Origin of the sequence: Chitinophaga sp. sic0106 (genome assembly GCF_019219075.1) — a bacterium.
Taxonomy (GTDB): Bacteria; Bacteroidota; Bacteroidia; order Chitinophagales; family Chitinophagaceae; genus Chitinophaga.
In genome coordinates this window covers 301448-319152 of the sequence record NZ_JAHUWJ010000001.1, presented here as the reverse complement: position 1 = coordinate 319152, position 17705 = coordinate 301448, and the positions used below count along the sequence as shown (strand labels likewise).

General features: G+C 43.9%; 15 protein-coding genes and 1 tRNA gene. 7 read left to right on the top strand and 9 right to left on the bottom strand.

Annotated features, from left to right (window positions below; translation table 11 throughout):
- Positions 1 to 3 precede the first annotated feature (3 nt).
- On the bottom strand, positions 4 to 1095 hold the full coding sequence (locus KW844_RS01295) for a mannose-1-phosphate guanylyltransferase (RefSeq protein ID WP_218374900.1): 1092 nt from the start codon (positions 1093 to 1095) through the stop codon (positions 4 to 6).
- Position 1096: 1 nt separating this feature from the next.
- A complete protein-coding gene (locus KW844_RS01290; RefSeq protein WP_218374899.1) occupies positions 1097 to 2071 on the bottom strand; it encodes an SIS domain-containing protein in 975 nt (324 codons plus the stop codon).
- 162 nt (positions 2072 to 2233) lie between these two features.
- Between KW844_RS01290 and recQ the strand changes: the two genes are divergently transcribed.
- From recQ to KW844_RS01265, 5 genes are all read left to right on the top strand, one after another.
- Complete coding sequence (gene recQ, locus KW844_RS01285; protein ID WP_218374898.1) at positions 2234 to 4432, top strand: DNA helicase RecQ; 2199 nt, start codon at positions 2234 to 2236, stop codon at positions 4430 to 4432.
- An 18-nt stretch (positions 4433 to 4450) separates the two neighbouring features.
- Complete coding sequence (locus KW844_RS01280) at positions 4451 to 5218, top strand: DUF3050 domain-containing protein (RefSeq protein ID WP_218374897.1); 768 nt, start codon at positions 4451 to 4453, stop codon at positions 5216 to 5218.
- A gap of 84 nt (positions 5219 to 5302) precedes the next feature.
- Positions 5303 to 5375: transfer RNA gene (locus KW844_RS01275), tRNA-Phe, on the top strand.
- 247 nt (positions 5376 to 5622) lie between these two features.
- Positions 5623 to 5835 (top strand): hypothetical protein, encoded by a 213-nt coding sequence (locus KW844_RS01270; RefSeq protein ID WP_218374896.1) that lies wholly within the window; start codon positions 5623 to 5625, stop codon positions 5833 to 5835.
- Positions 5836 to 5867: 32 nt separating this feature from the next.
- Positions 5868 to 6233 (top strand): nuclear transport factor 2 family protein, encoded by a 366-nt coding sequence (locus KW844_RS01265; RefSeq protein WP_218374895.1) that lies wholly within the window; start codon positions 5868 to 5870, stop codon positions 6231 to 6233.
- A gap of 290 nt (positions 6234 to 6523) precedes the next feature.
- Here KW844_RS01265 and KW844_RS01260 read toward each other — a convergent pair whose 3' ends face one another.
- A complete protein-coding gene (locus KW844_RS01260; RefSeq protein WP_218374894.1) occupies positions 6524 to 6844 on the bottom strand; it encodes a hypothetical protein in 321 nt (106 codons plus the stop codon).
- A gap of 391 nt (positions 6845 to 7235) precedes the next feature.
- Here KW844_RS01260 and KW844_RS01255 point away from each other — a divergent pair, with 391 nt between their 5' ends.
- Both KW844_RS01255 and cls read left to right on the top strand, forming a co-directional pair.
- Complete coding sequence (locus KW844_RS01255; RefSeq protein WP_218374893.1) at positions 7236 to 9380, top strand: alpha-galactosidase; 2145 nt, start codon at positions 7236 to 7238, stop codon at positions 9378 to 9380.
- Between the two features lie 137 nt (positions 9381 to 9517).
- On the top strand, positions 9518 to 10996 hold the full coding sequence (gene cls, locus KW844_RS01250; protein ID WP_218374892.1) for a cardiolipin synthase: 1479 nt from the start codon (positions 9518 to 9520) through the stop codon (positions 10994 to 10996).
- 2 nt (positions 10997 to 10998) lie between these two features.
- Here cls and KW844_RS01245 read toward each other — a convergent pair whose 3' ends face one another.
- The 6 genes from KW844_RS01245 to ybeY all read right to left on the bottom strand — a co-directional run bounded on the left by KW844_RS01245 (position 10999) and on the right by ybeY (position 17659).
- A complete protein-coding gene (locus KW844_RS01245; protein ID WP_218374891.1) occupies positions 10999 to 11427 on the bottom strand; it encodes a hypothetical protein in 429 nt (142 codons plus the stop codon).
- A gap of 122 nt (positions 11428 to 11549) precedes the next feature.
- A complete protein-coding gene (locus tag KW844_RS01240) occupies positions 11550 to 12731 on the bottom strand; it encodes a porin family protein (RefSeq protein ID WP_218374890.1) in 1182 nt (393 codons plus the stop codon).
- The gene (locus tag KW844_RS01235) at positions 12724 to 13311 is read right to left on the bottom strand and encodes an RNA polymerase sigma factor (protein WP_218374889.1); all 588 of its coding nucleotides are present in this window, start codon (positions 13309 to 13311) and stop codon (positions 12724 to 12726) included. Before KW844_RS01235 ends, KW844_RS01240 begins: the two co-directional genes overlap by 8 nt.
- A gap of 309 nt (positions 13312 to 13620) precedes the next feature.
- The gene (mnmG, locus tag KW844_RS01230) at positions 13621 to 15489 is read right to left on the bottom strand and encodes a tRNA uridine-5-carboxymethylaminomethyl(34) synthesis enzyme MnmG (RefSeq protein ID WP_218374888.1); all 1869 of its coding nucleotides are present in this window, start codon (positions 15487 to 15489) and stop codon (positions 13621 to 13623) included.
- Between the two features lie 87 nt (positions 15490 to 15576).
- The gene (locus tag KW844_RS01225; RefSeq protein WP_218374887.1) at positions 15577 to 16182 is read right to left on the bottom strand and encodes a hypothetical protein; all 606 of its coding nucleotides are present in this window, start codon (positions 16180 to 16182) and stop codon (positions 15577 to 15579) included.
- 1048 nt (positions 16183 to 17230) lie between these two features.
- On the bottom strand, positions 17231 to 17659 hold the full coding sequence (gene ybeY / locus KW844_RS01220; RefSeq protein ID WP_218374886.1) for an rRNA maturation RNase YbeY: 429 nt from the start codon (positions 17657 to 17659) through the stop codon (positions 17231 to 17233).
- Positions 17660 to 17705 lie beyond the last annotated feature (46 nt).

Sequence of the window (17705 nt, the reverse complement as noted above, 5' to 3'; positions counted from 1 at the left end):
TGCTTATAAAAACTTTTCGCCTTTGTTTCTCTTGATTTCTGCCACATAATCCTTGATCTGCTGTTCGTGATCCTTTTTGGCGATCAGCAGTACATCAGGTGTATCAATCACGATCATTTCATCCAGCCCTTGCAGCAATACCAACTTTTCATTAGGAACCTTAACCATACATTTGGTAGCGTCAATCACCACAACATTCTTTCCTTGTACGGCATTTCCGAGGTAATCTTTTTCAATATTTTCGTAAGCGGAGGCCCACGTTCCCAGGTCGCTCCAGCCAAAATTGGCGGGGATTACATATACATTATCCGCTTTTTCCATGATACCATAATCTATGGAGATGTTGGTGCATTGCGGATATACTTTTTCTATCGCTTCTTTTTCTTCTGCAGTGTTGAGGTATGGTGTACTGGCCTCAAACAATTCGTCAATTTCTGGCAGGTATTTTTTGAAAGCGGCGAGGATGGTTTTTACATTCCATAAAAAGATGCCGGCGTTCCAGAGGAAGTCGCCACTTTGAATGAATGTTTTCGCCAGTTCCAGGTTCGGCTTTTCTGTAAATGTTTTTACCGGGTATACATCATCGGCCACCTGCTGTGGTTCAAACTGTATATAGCCATAGCCGGTGTCGGGGCGGGTAGGCTTGATACCGAGTGTGAGCAGTGCGCTGTGCTTTTGCACAAACAGCAGTGCGTTGAGGCAGGCATTGGTAAAGGCTGTTGGGTCCATGATCAGGTGATCTGCCGGGGCACAAATGAAATTAGCCAATGGGTCCTGCTTATTTATTTTATGGGAGATGTAAGCCACGCAGGGGGCGGTATTCTTCCGGGAAGGTTCACTTACGATGTTAGCCAGCGGCAGCTCCGGTAATTGCTCGGCAACTTTGGAGGTATACTGGTGATGGGTAACAACATAAATATTTCCTTTCGGAATAAATTGGGCAAATCTTTCATAAGTCCACTGTAAGAGCGTTTTCCCCGTATTCAGGATGTCGAGGAATTGCTTGGGATTATCAGTACGACTATGGGGCCAAAAACGACTTCCAATGCCACCTGCCATTATTGCCACATAAAAGTGGCTGTTAAGTTGTGTCATTTTATATAATTCCTTCTCTGATTAAATCATGTAAATGTATGATACCACAGTAGTTGTCCCCATCCATAGCCAGCAGCTGTGTGATATCATTATTGCGCATCATTTCCAGGGCGTTGATAGCCAGCTCATCCTGCTGAATAGTTTTAGGGTGGCTGGACATGATATCCCTGGCGGTAACTTGCGCCGTGTGTACATTTTTCTCCAGCATTCTGCGCAAATCCCCATCGGTGATAATACCGCAGAGCTTTCCCTGGTTATCCAGCACAGCAGTTACGCCCAGCATTTTGGAGGAAATCTCTACAATTACATCTCTCAAAGAACTGGTCAACAATACCTTAGGTGCTTCATGCAGTTTGCAGAGATCCTGTACTTTAAGATATAATTTTTTTCCTAATGCTCCGCCCGGGTGGAACTTGGCAAAATCAGCAGCGGTAAAACCGTGCCATTCAATCAGGCAAACTGCCAGGGCATCTCCCATTACCAGCTGTGCGGTGGTGCTGGTGGTAGGTGCCAGGTTATTGGGGCAGGCCTCCTGGGTAACGGTGGTATTTAACACGTAATCGGCTTCTGTGGCTAAAAAAGAGGTGGTATTACCCACCATAGCCACCAGGATGTTACCAAAGTTTTTGACCAGAGGTACCAGTACTTTAATTTCAGCAGAAGTCCCGCTTTTGGAGATACACATTACTATATCTTCCTGGCGGATCATGCCAAGGTCCCCGTGAATGGCATCAGCGGCGTGCATAAACAGCGCCGGTGTACCTGTAGAATTCAGGGTAGCAACTATTTTTTGGCCAATAATTGCACTTTTTCCGATACCTGTTACTACGAGGCGACCGGTGCAGGTGGCAATCAATTCCACCACCTTTTCAAAATCTGCATCTATAAACTGCTGCAAATCATTGATAGCTGATGCTTCCACTGCTATTGTGCGTTTGGCAACCTGACCTATATCTATAGTTAAATTCCTTTTCATGACGATTTACAAATTTATCATTTTTTACCCAGCGAGGGAACTCTACTTATTTAATATTGCCCGTCCGCACTTTTTTAAGTAACTTCGTGTCCCCTAAAAAACATATAAACTAAATTTGTCATTTGTTAGTTCTTTAGAGTTTACCGTATAAAATGAAATGCAATGGCTGTTGTTAAGGAAAGTTTGATGGATGCATTACGCGAACATTTCGGGTTCGATTCCTTTAAAGGAAATCAGGAAATCATTATAAATAGCATCCTGTCTGGCAAAGATACATTTGTGATCATGCCAACCGGTGGAGGAAAGTCGTTATGTTACCAGTTGCCAGCTCTGATGAGTCCTGGCTGCGCACTCATTGTTTCCCCCCTTATTGCTTTAATGAAAAACCAGGTAGACCTGATTCGAGGTTACAGCAGTAAGGATAACGTGGCGCATTTTCTAAACTCTACCCTTTCGAAGGCGCAGATCAAGAAAGTACGGACGGACCTGCTTTCCGGCAAAACTAAAATGCTGTACGTAGCACCGGAAACGCTGACCAAACAGGAAAATCTGGATTTTTTCAGGGATCTTGAAATCTCATTCATCGCGGTGGATGAGGCACACTGTATTTCTGAATGGGGGCATGATTTCAGACCGGAATACCGCCGGCTGAAGGAAATGATCGAACAAATATCCGATAACCTGCCAATCATCGCACTGACGGCTACTGCCACTCCTAAAGTACAGAGCGATATTGTCAAAAACCTCGGCCTTAATACACCGAACATCTTTATATCTTCCTTTAACCGCCCTAACCTCTACTATGAGATCCGGCAGAAACGTAAGAAAGATGTTACCATCAAGGAAATTGTAAAATACATCCACCAGCATAAAGGCAAAAGCGGTATCATCTATACCCTGAACCGCAAAACCACAGAAGAACTGGCCGACATGCTGGTAGCCAACAATATTAAGGCAGTAGCCTATCATGCCGGCCTGGACCCTACAACCAGGGCGCAGCGCCAGGATATGTTCCTCCATGAAGATGTGGAAGTGATCGTAGCTACGATCGCATTCGGTATGGGTATCGATAAGCCGGACGTGCGCTTTGTAATACACTATAACATTCCAAAAAGCCTGGAAAACTATTACCAGGAAACAGGACGTGCTGGTCGCGACGGCCTCGAGGGCAACTGTATCTGCTTTTACTCCCATCAGGATGTGCAGAAACTGGAGCACCTCATGCGTGATAAACCATTGAGCGAGCGTGAAATGGGTGCCCAGCTGATCAACGAAACCGTTGCCTATGCTGAAAGCGCTGTTTGCCGCCGCAAGGTGATCCTCCACTACTTCGGAGAAAAATATGAAACCGAAGATTGCGGACAGTGCGATAACTGCCGTAATCCTAAGGAGAAGATTGAGGTGAAGAACCGCGTTGTGATAGCTTTAAAGGCGATTCAGGCACTGGAAGAGCGCTTTGGTTCCGACTATGTGGTAAATATCATCACAGGCAAAACAGGCCCTCAAATTGCCACCTATCGCCACGATCAGCTCGAAATCTTCGGAGAAGGAAAAGAATTTGATGCACACTTCTGGAATTCACTGCTCCGTCAGATGATGCTGGAAGGATTGATTGACAAAGATATTGAAGAGTACGGCCTTCTGAAAGTAACAGAAAAAGGAATCAAATTCCTGAAGAAGCCTTATTCCATCATGGTGGCACTCAATCATCAGTTTGATGAAGAACACAGCGACGAAGAGGATGAAGCAACTGCCCAGCAGGCATCCGCCGATCCGGTATTGTTTGAACTGCTGAAAGAACTGCGCAAGAAAGTATCCAAAGAAAGAAATCTCCCGCCATTTGTAATTTTCCTGGAAACATCCCTGGAAGATATGGCTACCCAATACCCGACCACTGTTCAGGAACTGGAAAAAATCCAGGGCGTGAGCAAGGGAAAAGCCATGCGCTACGGTAAAAAATTCGTAGACGTTATCGCCAAATACGTAGAAGAAAACGATATCACCAAACCGGATGATTTCGTCATGAAAAGCGTGGTGAATAAAAGCGGCCTGAAAGTATTTATCATTCAGAATATCGATAAAAAAATCCCGCTGGAAACCATTGCCAAAAACAAAGAGCTTACTATTCCAAAACTGCTGGACGAAATGGAAACTATCGTAGCCAGCGGCACCAAACTGAATGTGGATTATTGCCTGGACGAAGAGCTGGACGACTATGCACAGGACGAAATCATGGAATACTTCAAAGGTTGTGAAACTTCCAGTCTGGCCCTTGCCCGCGAGGAGCTGATTGAAAACGACTACACCCTGGAGCAGCTGAAACTGATGCGTATTAAATTCCTGGTAGAGTACGGGAACTAAGTATATCGAAACCACCTTATGAGCATAACAAAGATTCAGGAAACTATTGCTCCTGCCAGAGCGCAGGTAGTTGCACACCCGCTTTATGCACAATTACAATCGCTGGATGATGTCCGCACATTCATGCAATACCATGTATTTGCAGTGTGGGATTTTATGTCGCTCCTGAAGGGACTGCAACAGCAACTCACCTGTGTAGATGTACCTTGGGTGCCAAAGGGCAGTGCTGCCACCCGCTACCTGATCAATGAAATTGTGACGGGAGAAGAAAGTGATGTAGATATGGACGGTAACCGTTGCAGCCATTTCGAACTATACGAAAAGGCCATGCAACAAGCCGGTGCAGATACTTCCGGCATACAGTCGCTGATCAATGGTGCATTGGCAGGCAACAATATAAAAGACAGTATTGCAGCCGCTGAATTACCGGAGGGAGTAAAAGGTTTTCTCCGTTTTACATTTGAGGTGATCGCTTCCGGGAAGGCACACATCATGGCTGCTGTATTTACTTTTGGCAGGGAAGACCTTATCCCGGATATGTTTTATGCACTCGTAAAAGAGCTGGATAAAAAATTCCCGGGCAAGCTGACTACTTTCATTTATTATCTGGAAAGACATATTGAAGTAGATGGTGATCATCACAGTCAATTAGCGATGCAGATGGTGCAGGAGCTTTGCGGCAACGATGAGCAAAAATGGAATGAAGCTGCTCAATACGCCCAGCAGTCGCTGGTTTGGCGGCATCAGTTGTGGTCTGCCATCCTCGATGAAAAAGTTTTTTTATAGCATTTTGAAAAAAAATTTTGCAGAATCAATTTTTATTGTACTTTTGCAATCCCATCACACGAGAGGGACACAAAATAAAAAGATGGTGCGGTAGCTCAGTCGGTAGAGCAAAGGACTGAAAATCCTTGTGTCGGCGGTTCGATCCCGCCTCACACCACTCAGAAAAAGGTCATCGAAAGATGACCTTTTGTGTTTTCAGACCTTTCTTGGCGGCCGGTTTGGGTCCGTATTATTAATCCCCCATATATTCAACATGATCCATACTCCCCGCTTTTCCATTATATCAATTACCTGAAAATTCAATCCTTAAAAAATTTTGCAGCTTTTTTGAAATAGTTGTCACGTTTTAATCCCGCCGTTTGTCTTGCTATCATAACAATCATAAACAATAAAAACCCTGATACATGAAACCAAACGAGCACCACAAAAGAGCCTTTATCATCTGGCTGGCCATCTATCCTTTGATAACGATATTAACGATGTCATTGGGAGAATACCTGATCCACCTTCCTTTATATATCAGAACCCTGATCATGACTGTCATCGCTGTACCGTTGATGTTTTATGGTCTCGTTCCTTTACTGAATAAACTTTTCCGCAACTGGTTAAACAACTAAGCAACAAACACTCACCATAAAAAAGATTTAAAATGTCAAAGAATATAGAACAAGCCATCATCAACTTCGTAAAAGGCGGCGACAACAGCGATGTAGCATTATTAGACAAAGTACTGCACAAAGACTTCCGGGTTACCAACAATGGTTTTATGGGAACGCCGGGCGTAACCATTATCGGAAAGGAAAAATACCTGCAGAATATTCGTGACGGGATCTTCGGTGGTCTGCCGAGGAAAATGGTGATTGAATCAATAGATGAAAGTGGCACCATTGCCATGGTAAAACTACGCCTGGAAAGCGCGGAAAACTATTTTGTTTCCTATAATTCTTTGGTACTGGATACAGATAATGAATGGCGGCTGGTCAATAACCTGGCTGTGGTAGAAGGAAAGAAATAAGGAAATATCACAGACAATAATTCCCCTACCCGGCCAGTTGCCCTGGCCGGGTTTACATCTCCCCATAAAACTCAATCCGGTACTCACTCATAAAACAAAACATCCCCTACCGGAAGTATAAACCACCTCCGGCATCTCATCTCTCCCAAATAATCCCATAAAAACCAGCTCCAATGCCCTAAAATCAGACAAATACCTCCCCGCCTCTTGGGTATACCCAAAAAGGAAAACAATTCATTTTAGCCGCTTTAAACGCGTTTTCATGTTAAAGCGACCTAACGGAACCGCTACTACGAAGACAGTACCTGCCTGATCAGCTCACGCAGCTCCTCTGCCCGCTGGTCCAGTCTTACCTGCGATCCCATCACCAGAGTTTCATTCACATGAATCACCCCCTGCTTTACCAGCCCCTCAAAAGCCGCCACCGCTGATGGCGCCAACACCTCCCTGGTGACATAATTGCTCGTCATCACCAGATAATGAATATTAAGGCCGGACCGGTTCAGCTCCCGAATAATCTCCCCAATGGCATGCGGACCCTCCTGGTACATCACCAGATTCAGCACCAGGTGCATCTCCTTTCCGCCATGACGGCGGATGAAACGCCTCATGTACCGAAGGTAATCGCGGGTCGGTAACCGATAGTTATGCACGTTTAAAACGGCAAATAATTCCTCCCGGAACCCGGCGCACCGGATCGGCCCCTTGAATGGGAAAAAACTTGACCGCTGGAAAATTCTGTGAGCGGCGTCATAAATGCCACTATGTGGCATGCTCACCAACGCAAATAGCTTTTGTCGGGTAACAAACATGGTCTTATGGTTATTATTAAGGGTTCCTTTTTGCAATTAACACCTTATGTACTAGCGATTTGTTTACTGGTTGTTAACAAACTCTTCTTTATTGAGGGAATTTCCACTATCCCTCTAAAATCAATCACCCCTTCCTTTTCTTTTATTTGTATTTTGTACGCTTATAATCTCCCGTTAGAAAAAAATACGCATGAAGAAACTACTCTTTCTGGTGCTGATACTCACATCCGGCAGCAGCTATGCACAACGACAGCTCATACGCATTGCCACCAGCAACGTTAGCCTGCTCTATTCCACCAACAACCAGGGACGGCTCATCCAGCAATACCTCGGTTCAAAACTGCTACCTGAAAGCGCCGATACAACCATCCGCTCCACACAGGAAGCCTATGTAACAGCCGGACTAGAAAGCCTGCTGGAACCCGCCATCCGCATGGTTCATAACGATGGCAACCCCTCCCTGGAATTACGTTACGTATCCCACCAGGTCAACAAGCCGGATGATAACACTACCCATACCACCATCTCCTTAAAAGATCCCGTATACCCGGTAGACGTTATACTCCATTTCGAAAGCTTTTATAAGGAAGATGTAATAAAAGCATGGGCAGAAATCAAACACCAGGAAAAGAAAGCCCTCCGCCTGACCAACTACTCCAGCGCTATGCTGCATTTCAATGCAGAAAAATATTACCTCACCCAATTTCATGGCGATTGGGCCAGCGAAGCTAAAATGGAAGAACAACCACTTACCGCCGGTATGAAAATACTGGATAGTAAGTTGGGGAGTCGCGCCAACATGTATATGTCGCCCATGTTCCTCCTCTCCCTCGATAAAGCCGCCGCAGAAAACAGTGGCGATGTGCTCGCAGGTACACTCGCCTGGACGGGTAACTTCCGCTTCGCTTTTGAAATAGATCAGCTCAATGCCCTGCATGTAAATGCCGGCATCAATCCGTATGCTTCCGACTACCTCCTGCAGCCTAAAGAGGTGTTTACCACGCCGGCATTCATCTTCACCTGGTCTAATACCGGTAAAGGCGCTGCCAGCCGTAATCTCCATCACTGGGCTGTTAAATACGGTATCCTGGATGGTCATACCCCCCGCCTTACACTGCTCAATAACTGGGAGGCTACCGGTATGGACTTCAACCAGGAACGCCTCACCGAATTATTCAGCGGCGCGGCCAAACTCGGTGTGGATATGTTCCTCCTCGATGATGGCTGGTTTGCTAATAAATACCCTCGGAATGCGGATAACGCAGGCCTGGGCGACTGGGAACCCAACAAAACCAAACTCCCCGACGGGCTGGGCTACCTCGTGAAAGCTGCTGAAAAACAAGGTGTTAAATTCGGTATCTGGCTGGAGCCTGAAATGGTGAATCCTAAAAGCGAACTCTATACACAACATCCGGATTGGATACTGCGCCTGCCTAACCGAGGCGAACATTACTACCGCAACCAGATGGTACTGGATCTTACCAACCCGGCAGTGCAGGACTTCGTATACGGCATTGTAGATAAAACCATGTCCCAAAATCCAGGTATCGCCTACATCAAATGGGATTGTAACCGTATGATGACCAATACCTACAGCCCTTACCTGAAAGAAAATCAGTCGCAGCTGTTCGTGGATTTTGTACGTGGATTCTATAAAGTAATGGACCGCGTCAGAGCTAAATATCCACACCTGCCAATTATGCTGTGCTCCGGTGGTGGCGGCCGCACAGATTATGGGGCTATGAAGTACTTCACCGAATTCTGGCCAAGTGATAACACCGATGGCCTGGAACGTATTTATATACAGTATGGCTACAGCCATTTCTTCCCGTCCATTACCATGGCAGCACACGTAACCAACTGGGGAAAGCAATCCCTGAAATTCAGGACAGACGTGGCTATGATGGGCAAGCTAGGGTATGATATAAAAGTAGATGCCTTCACTGATAAAGAAATGCAATTCAGTCAGCAAGCTGTAAAAACGTATAACCGTATACGTGATATCATATGGTATGGTGATCTTTATCGCATTATTTCTCCTTATGAAGAAGAAAGAGCCGTGTTTCAATATGTAGATACATACAAGAAAAAAGCGATTGTGTTTAACTACCTCATGAACGTACGCAGAAAAGAAGTATTTGCCAACGTAAAGCTGCAGGGACTGGATCCTCAGCAGTTCTACACGGTGAAAGAAATAAACCTCCTTCCGGGCACTAATTCTAATCTGAAATTCAATCAAACTTATAGCGGCGATTACCTGATGACCGTGGGATTAAATTTGGTTCCACGTGCCACTGCCCTAACCAGTAATATTCTTGAAATAAACGCGCGCTAACGTTGATGCGTATACTATTGCCAGTCTCCCGTCCCACCAGGCCGGGAGACTGGTTGTTTATAGCCCTGATACAACATAAGTAAGCCTGAACTGTTATAAATAATGGGTTTTGTATCTTCATACCCTATTACATAAATATGCAACAACTTTATTCGTTCATATACGGGTTTAACTGGCATCCATATTTGAAATTGGGTAGTACTATTTTCTTAACACTTTCCCTGCTGGGTGTGGTATTTACTATTCTGCTGGAAAACAGAAATCCTGTAAAAGCTATTGCATACATACTCCTCCTCGTTTTTGTACCGGTGTTAGGGCTCATCATCTATTACTATCTCGGCCGCGATTTCAGGAAGAAGAGAAGGTTTACCTTAAAAGGCAGTAAAGATGAAGTGTTGTTTGAAAGCTACATGCATTCGCAACGGAGCGAAATCCAGCGCATGCAAATGCAGCTCAGGCAGGAACAGGGTAAAAAGCAGGAGCTTTCTGCGATGCTGCTTAATACGAAACAATCTATTCTCACAAAAAATAATGAAGTAACAGTACTGGTAAACGGCGAAGAAAAATTTCCCGAAGTATTTAGTGCACTGCGTGCGGCCAAACATCATATTCATATCGAATACTACATCATCACAGATGATGAAGTGGGTAGGGAAATGCTGGCCATTCTGCTGGAGAAGCTACAGCAAGGGGTTATTGTACGTTTCATCTACGATGATATGGGTTCCAACCACATCGGTAAAATTCCGAAAGTACTCAGTGAACATGGTGCCGAAGTCTACGTTTTTTCTCCGGTACTGATCAACTTTTATGTAAATGCCAACTATCGCAATCACCGGAAAATTATAGTGGTGGATGGTATCACCGGTTTTGTAGGTGGTATTAATCTGGATGACCGATATCTCAATGATGGTAAACATCCGCTGTACTGGCGGGATACACATCTGAAAATTGTGGGTGATGCGGTAAACATGCTACAACTGCAGTTTCTGATGAGTTACCGGTATGTGAGTAAAAAAGTATTTTCATTTGAGCATCCTTATTTTCAGCGTTCGGTAATGCGGGATACCTGCTTTACTGACATTGTGGCCAGTGCACCGGATTCCGACTGGCCTATGTCTATGAATACGATAGTGATGGCTATAAACCTGGCACAGCGTCGTATCCGGATTACCAATCCATATTTTATACCAACGGATCAGATTTTGTCGGCCTTACAGCTGGCAGCACTCGCTGGCAAACAGGTGGAGCTGATACTGCCTTATCGCGGCGATTCATTTATCGTACAACATGCTGCCTTATCTTACATGAAACCTTTGTTGGAAGCGGGTGTGAAGGTTTATTTCTATACACGTGGTTTTATTCACGCCAAAACAATGGTGATTGATGATAATCTGTCGTGGGTAAGCTCTGTAAATCTCGATAACAGAAGTTTTTATCTCAATTGCGAAATCGGGGCGCTGATTTATGATGAAACAGTGGCTACAAAACTGAATCGTGTTTTTGACGAGGATCTGTTGAATGCCTCGCCTGTCCAGGAAACGCGCTGGAACAGAAGAAATACCATGAAACGCTTCCTGGACAGTGCGTGCAGACTCCTGGCGCCATTACTATAGCACTAGTATTTTTCATCTTCAAAATCATCTTCGTCTTCAATCAGATCGTCATTGGTTTCTTCGAGGTCTTCGTGCCTGTCGCCACCAATGCTGTAGATGTTATTTTCCTCATCTTCACTACCGATTTCTTCTTCTTCATCGTCCAGGTCTGATCCGGGTATATCGAGGTCGTCACCAGTTTTATCCTGGCGCCATGTTTCCTCCTGCTCATCGCTTTTGGGTCTTTTTTCCCCTTTTTTAGGCGTTATTTCGCTGTTATGCCGGAAGGAGCGGGTAACCTCGTCCATATCCAGATCCACTTCATTATCGCGGTTATCGCGGTTCATAATATCCTCACTGGCGGGGTATTCCGGATACCCTGGAAATTCTTCCTGTTCTTTATCTTTCTTTTTGTCGGTGTTTTTGGGAGGATTATTTTTCTTGTTAGCCATATCAGTTATTTTTTAATAAAGGGTAAATATTCATGCCTGTTGGCATATATCTCCTGTTAAAAAATAACAATATAGAGCGTGCTTTGTTCATGCCCCGCAGTGGTGGCGGTTTTAGCCGGTTTTTACTTTTTACGGCCGGTAAGGGTAAGTTGAAGTGTAACACCGGAGGAGTACAATTTCACCTGTCCTGCTCCTACCCCGGAAAGTGGAATTTTTGCATAGGGTTGCACACCGAGTATGAGTCTGTTTCCTACTGGTTGTTGATATAAGGCGCCAACGTTTAGTACTGCGAGGTAGTGTTTGTTTTCGTTGGTGATTACATTTTCCTTATCGTAACTGGGGTTATTATATCGGTAGTTGTACTTTTCTTTTAGCATGAAATAGCTGCTGGCGCCGGCAGTGGCGCTCAGGCTGAAATTTTTCTTTTTGAGAAAAGCGTAGTTCAGGTTTAGCGGAACTTCCAGCACATTACAGTCTGCGTCTATTTTTCTGAGGTAGTTGTTATAAGGTCCCTTGTAATCTTGTGGGGTGGCGCCATAGAGTTTTTTGCTGTAGGTAATACCGGTAGATACAAACCATTTGGGTTTAAAATAGTAGTGTAAAACTATGCCTGCATTAAATCCTAATCTGGCATACCGGAATGAAGATGCTACGTTAAAATCTGGTCCGGCGGAAAGGCCTGCATATAATCTGTTAAATGATTCTTTCTGTTTTTGTTTTAGGGAGATGGTATAGGCTGTGATACCTGATTTTACTGGTATTTTAACAGTATTATTAATTTTCGTGTAGTCGTTTACGTTATAAACTGAATTAAGTGTATTAAATGCTGCGGATGTGGTATTTTCTGTGGTTGATAAATAGTTGTTTCCGGCAGTAAAAAATGTTTTTTCATTTTTTGTTTCGGCAGATGTTAGTGTTACTTTTTCGGGGATGGCTTGTATGGGTTTAATATCGGCTTTTGTAGCGGATGGGGTGTTTATAACGATGGCAGGGTCAGTGATGGGGTGCATGGGTTTATTGCCTGTAATTGCAGTGGTTGGGGTGTTTAAAACCGTGGTGGAGTCGGTGATTGACGACGTTGCAACGATGTTATCATTGTTGTGTTGGGGTTGTTTGAGTAACAGGAATACGACTGCGATCGTAACAGCGCATAGTGGCAGGATGATCCACCACCACATGGGTGGTTTATCATCGTCTTTGTCTTTATTCAGCAAGTTTTCCATTTGATTCCAGGCTTCCTGGTCAAATGGAAAATCAGCTTCCTGCAGCTTTTTACGGATACTATTTTCGAAGTTGTCATTCATTGTTAAACAGGGATATATCGGCGCCAATACCGTTTTCGTTTGTGGTGGTGGCTACGTTCAGTATTTTCTCTTTCAGTATTTTCTTTGCTTTAAAGAGATTAGATTTTGACGTTCCTTCTGAGATGCCGAGCATACGTGCTATTTCCTGGTGCTGGAAACCATCCATAACGTACAGGTTAAATACTGTTCTGTAGGAAGGTGGTAGTGCCTGTACGAGTTGGAGTAGTTCGTTGTAACTAAGTTTATCTACTATGCTGTCTGCTATACTAAGTTCTACGCCTGCGGATATTTCTTCCGTGAAGGCTATTTTCTTTTGTTTCCTCAGGTAGTCGATCGCGGTATTCACGATTATTTTTGCGAGCCAGGATTTAAAGGAGCGGTTGGTATCGAAAGTCTGGACATGCTGAAATACTTTCAGAAATGCATCATTGAGTATTTCGATCGCTTCTTCTCTTTGGTGTGCATAACGCATAGCGATGCTCATAGCATAGCCGAAAAAATTTCGGTACAGTGCTTCCTGGCTACTGCGATTTTTTTTGCAGCAGCCGGCAATGAGCTCATTAATAGTTGAATCGTGCACGAATATTTTTTAGGCCGGCAGTTAGCGGATCAATATTCCGGAACTTTTGATAAATAGATACGAGTAAAAAGCTAAAGAGGTTGCTTTCGCTTAAAAAATAGTCCAATCACCTAATTTAGTATTTTAAGCCCATTTCTGACACTCATACTCTTTTTGAATACAAACATTCAACCCATAACAGATCCTCCAAATTTGCCCGGTTTCTGAAGGCCGATTTTCAGCTATTTTGACTAATTTTTTCCTGTTTGGACAAAAAAAAGGCAGCCGGGTGAGCGGCTACCTTTTTTTGAGATATGTTGCGTTTAATAATTATCTGCCCATGTATACCATGAGGATTTGTACATCGCTCGGATTTACGCCGCTGATTCGGCTGGCTTGTCCGAGTGTGCGTGGACGGATTTTATTAAATTTCTGTTTTGCTTCGGCGGACAGTGAAACCAGTTTTCCGTAGTCGAATGAATCCGGGATAATCAGGTCTTCGAGCTGACTCATTTTTTGTACGAGTTCATTTTCTTTTTCGATATACACTTCGTACTTCACTTGGATTTCTGCTTCTTCCAAAATTTCGTTATCGAATCCTTCGAGTGCTTTTGCGATTTTAGGCACTTCGTTTTTCATGGACAAAATATCCAGGCCTGGGCGCAATAGAATCTGGTGGGCTCTTTGTTTTTGAGTGAGCGGCGCAGATGATTTAGACTGGAGTAATCCATCTATTTCAGCTGGTTCAACAGAGAGTTCTTTAAGGATGGTTTTGATTTTTTCCACACCTTCTTTTTTCTGTTGTACGCGGGCCATTCTTTCTTCGGAGGCCAGTCCCATTTTATAGCTTCTTTCTGTGAGTCGGAGATCAGCGTTATCCTGGCGGAGCAGGGTACGGAATTCGGCTCTGGAAGTAAACATACGGTAAGGCTCTTCGGTACCTTTGTTGATGAGGTCATCGATGAGTACACCGATATAGGCTTCACTTCTTTTCAATACAAAGGGATCCTGTTCGGTGGCTTTCAGGTGTGCGTTGATACCCGCCATTAATCCCTGGCAGGCAGCTTCTTCATACCCGGTGGTACCGTTAATTTGTCCCGCAAAAAACAGGTTCTGTACCTGTTTTGTTTCCAGGGAAAACTGCAGCTGGGTTGGTGGGAAATAGTCGTATTCGATGGCATATCCCGGGCGGAACATGCGTACGTTTTCGAAACCTGGTACCATTCGCAGTGCTTTCATTTGTACATCTTCGGGCAGGGAGGTGGAGAAACCATTTACATAGATTTCAACGGTATCCCATCCTTCTGGTTCTACAAACAGCTGGTGTCTTTCCCGTTCTGCAAAGCGGTTGATTTTATCTTCAATGCTTGGGCAGTAACGAGGTCCTGTTCCCTGGATACGACCTTGGAACATGGGAGATCTGTCGAACCCGGTGCGCAGCATTTCATGTACTGCTTCACTGGTATAAGTGATCCAGCAGCTACGTTGTTGCTCGGGTTTTATTTTAGGTATATCGAGGTAAGAGAAGCCGGTGATTTCGTCATCTCCTTTCTGCTCTTCCATTTTGGAATAATCAAGGCTACGGCCATCGATTCTTGGAGGTGTTCCGGTTTTCAGGCGGTCGCTTTCAAAGCCCAGGGATACCAGTTGTTCTGTAATACCGGTTGCAGCAGTTTCCGCTACGCGGCCTCCGCCAAACTGTTTTTCACCTATATGAATAACTCCGTTGAGGAAAGTTCCGTTGGTAAGTACTACCGCTTTAGCTTGAATTTCATGTCCTAGCCCGGTAATAACACCATGGCATCTACCGTCTTTTACGAGCAGTCCTTTTACCATGTCCTGGTAGAAATCCACATTTGGTGTTTTCTCCAGGGCTTCTCTCCACTTAGCAGCAAAGAGCATGCGGTCATTCTGCGTTCTTGGGCTCCACATGGCGGGGCCTTTAGAACGGTTGAGCATGCGAAACTGTATCATGGATTGATCCGTGATTATGCCTGAATAACCACCCAAGGCATCAATTTCACGCACGATCTGTCCTTTGGCTATACCACCCATGGCAGGGTTACAGCTCATCTGGGCGATCGTCTGCATATTCATGGTAACAAGCAGCACCTTTGAGCCCATATTGGCAGCAGCGGCAGCCGCTTCACAACCTGCGTGCCCTGCACCTACAACTATTATATCGTATGAAGGAAACATATTAAAATTGAAAGTGCAAAATTACATAGAAGTAGGGAGATTGTGTCCATAAAATGCAATGTTCCACGTGGAACATTAAAAAGATGGCTAATGGCAAAAGGAAATCAATACAAAATCATGCATTAAACAGTAGTCGATGTTCTCCTTCAGGGTTTGGATGCCATCCAATACACGAGCTTCTTCCTCATCCTCCTCGGTAGTGGCTACGATATGTTCCTGGGAGATTTTTACATGTAAGAGCTCCTTCTGAAGTTGCAATAAGTCAGCATACATCAGGAGACCGGAAAGAGGCCAGTCATTTGATAACGGTAATCCTACATCCAGTCTGCCATTTAAAAGCACTTCCTCTATCCCCATATCCACTTTAAAATCCTCCAGGAGAATCTGGTTGATCAAATCTGTTTCATAATGCAGCACGAGCTTTTCACTTTTACCTAAAGGTTTCCCTAAATAATCAATCAGCGTTATAAGCGCATGCCAGTAACTGGTGGTATCCCTGGTATCAGGTGCCTGGCCATGCACAATATGTTGAAGCGCTGTATCTGTACCCACCTCCGTTGGCAAATCCAGATTAACATACCGTTGAAATGTATCCGTTTGCCGGATCTGATTTAATAATGCAATATCCCTGGAGCCGATCGCATTGTTTAATTGCCTGTAGTTGATAGCGTAGGAGAAAATAAAGTATCCCATAAAGTGTTTAAGCATTGAGGGTTCTGGTTCCTGGTTTTTCTGGTCACAACTTCACATTTATCCGGTTTACTAATATAATAATAAAGGTGCGTTGATGGATCATTCGTAGCACTATTTAATGTGAGGGGTAGTACATGCATGAGAGGGTGTTAAAGGAGAAAATGGGTAAATCTCCTGATTCTGTACTAAGAATACTTTCTTAAAGTCAACATAATTATCTCCAGGTAATCGCAGCGCTGTAAACCAAATTTTCAATCTTATGGTTGGATTCTCAGTGCCGCTTAAATATAATAGATTCGATCTTGCATAGTCTATGTGTTGGAAATAGGTATTGGCCAAATGGAGCACGTTACACCTAATTAACAGTCGTAGGGTAGGTCACCTGGCAGCTTTATTGAATAGGTTCAAAATTGCGTGAATTCCTGACAGCGCTATTGATCTAAATACGGTTGGGTAGTTACTTCAAAATCTTGCAGGAGATATTGGCAGTGCTTTAGATTTAAATTCTGTTGGGCTGCATCTCTTAAATAAATAGATTCAATCTTGCATGGGTTTCTGGCAGCGGTTTAAATATAATTTCGGTTGGGCTCCACCTTGTAAATAAATAGGTTCAAACTTGCATGAGTTCCTGGCGGCGATATAAAAATAAATTTGGTTGGGCAGCACCTGTTAAATAGTTAGGTTCGAGCTTGGGTAAATTCCTAACAGTGCCTTAGATCCAATTTGAAGTCCTGGTATTCGGACAGTATCTCTGGGTATAGATAGGTTTGATACTGCATAAATTACCCTGGTGATTCCAGGAATAAATAGGTTTGAATATATCGCAATACATAGGCAAGCATCCATTCGTTTTACAGACTACTATTTCTTCTCCAACCAAAATAGTCCCCCTATCCCGGGAAGCTGTTGGTGTTAATCCTTTGAGCACCTTGTTTGCCAATGAAACCTAGGTCACCCTTTACAAAACCCTAATAAAAAATGTTCCACGTGAAACATTCGGGTTTTAAAAACGCCAGAATGTTCCACGTGGAACATCAAATTCCTTTATCTACTTCTCAGTAAAATATAATTTCAGATTCTCCTCCTCCTTATCTCTCATTAACTGCTCTTCTTTCTTAGTTTTATCCTTGTATCCACAAAGATGCAAGGCTCCATGCAAAATCACCCTGTGCAGCTCATGTTCTTCCGTTACACCAAACTTAGCAGCATTATCCACTACCCTGTCGATGCTAACATAGATTTCACCTTCTGTTACAGCTGGATCTTCCGACATTTCAAAAGTCACGATGTCTGTATAGGTATCATGATTGAGGAATTGCTTATTAATTTCCAGTAAATAATCGTCGCTGCAGAAGATATAGTGCAAGCCGTTGAGTCCCTGACCTTCCCTCTTGAACAGATCTTTTAGAAATGCTTTTAGTTTAGTCCTGTTTTTTAGTCCAAGCTTCACTTCGTGTGCTGTAAATTGTATTGCCATAACCCACTGTTAAAATTGATGTAAAAGTAAAATGAAAATCGCAACT

Excerpts from the sequence above, each read along its gene's own strand:
- KW844_RS01240 (WP_218374890.1), bottom strand. The coding sequence starts at position 12,731 with ATGAATGACAACTTCGAAAATAGTATCCGTAAAAAGCTGCAGGAAGCT.
- recQ (WP_218374898.1), top strand. The coding sequence starts at position 2,234 with ATGGCTGTTGTTAAGGAAAGTTTGATGGATGCATTACGCGAACATTTC.
- KW844_RS01295 (WP_218374900.1), bottom strand. The coding sequence starts at position 1,095 with ATGACACAACTTAACAGCCACTTTTATGTGGCAATAATGGCAGGTGGC.
- KW844_RS01225 (WP_218374887.1), bottom strand. The coding sequence starts at position 16,182 with ATGGGATACTTTATTTTCTCCTACGCTATCAACTACAGGCAATTAAAC.
- mnmG (WP_218374888.1), bottom strand. The coding sequence starts at position 15,489 with ATGTTTCCTTCATACGATATAATAGTTGTAGGTGCAGGGCACGCAGGT.
- KW844_RS01290 (WP_218374899.1), bottom strand. The coding sequence starts at position 2,071 with ATGAAAAGGAATTTAACTATAGATATAGGTCAGGTTGCCAAACGCACA.
- KW844_RS01260 (WP_218374894.1), bottom strand. The coding sequence starts at position 6,844 with ATGAGGCGTTTCATCCGCCGTCATGGCGGAAAGGAGATGCACCTGGTG.
- ybeY (WP_218374886.1), bottom strand. The coding sequence starts at position 17,659 with ATGGCAATACAATTTACAGCACACGAAGTGAAGCTTGGACTAAAAAAC.
- KW844_RS01280 (WP_218374897.1), top strand. The coding sequence starts at position 4,451 with ATGAGCATAACAAAGATTCAGGAAACTATTGCTCCTGCCAGAGCGCAG.
- KW844_RS01245 (WP_218374891.1), bottom strand. The coding sequence starts at position 11,427 with ATGGCTAACAAGAAAAATAATCCTCCCAAAAACACCGACAAAAAGAAA.
- KW844_RS01265 (WP_218374895.1), top strand. The coding sequence starts at position 5,868 with ATGTCAAAGAATATAGAACAAGCCATCATCAACTTCGTAAAAGGCGGC.
- KW844_RS01270 (WP_218374896.1), top strand. The coding sequence starts at position 5,623 with ATGAAACCAAACGAGCACCACAAAAGAGCCTTTATCATCTGGCTGGCC.
- cls (WP_218374892.1), top strand. The coding sequence starts at position 9,518 with ATGCAACAACTTTATTCGTTCATATACGGGTTTAACTGGCATCCATAT.
- KW844_RS01255 (WP_218374893.1), top strand. The coding sequence starts at position 7,236 with ATGAAGAAACTACTCTTTCTGGTGCTGATACTCACATCCGGCAGCAGC.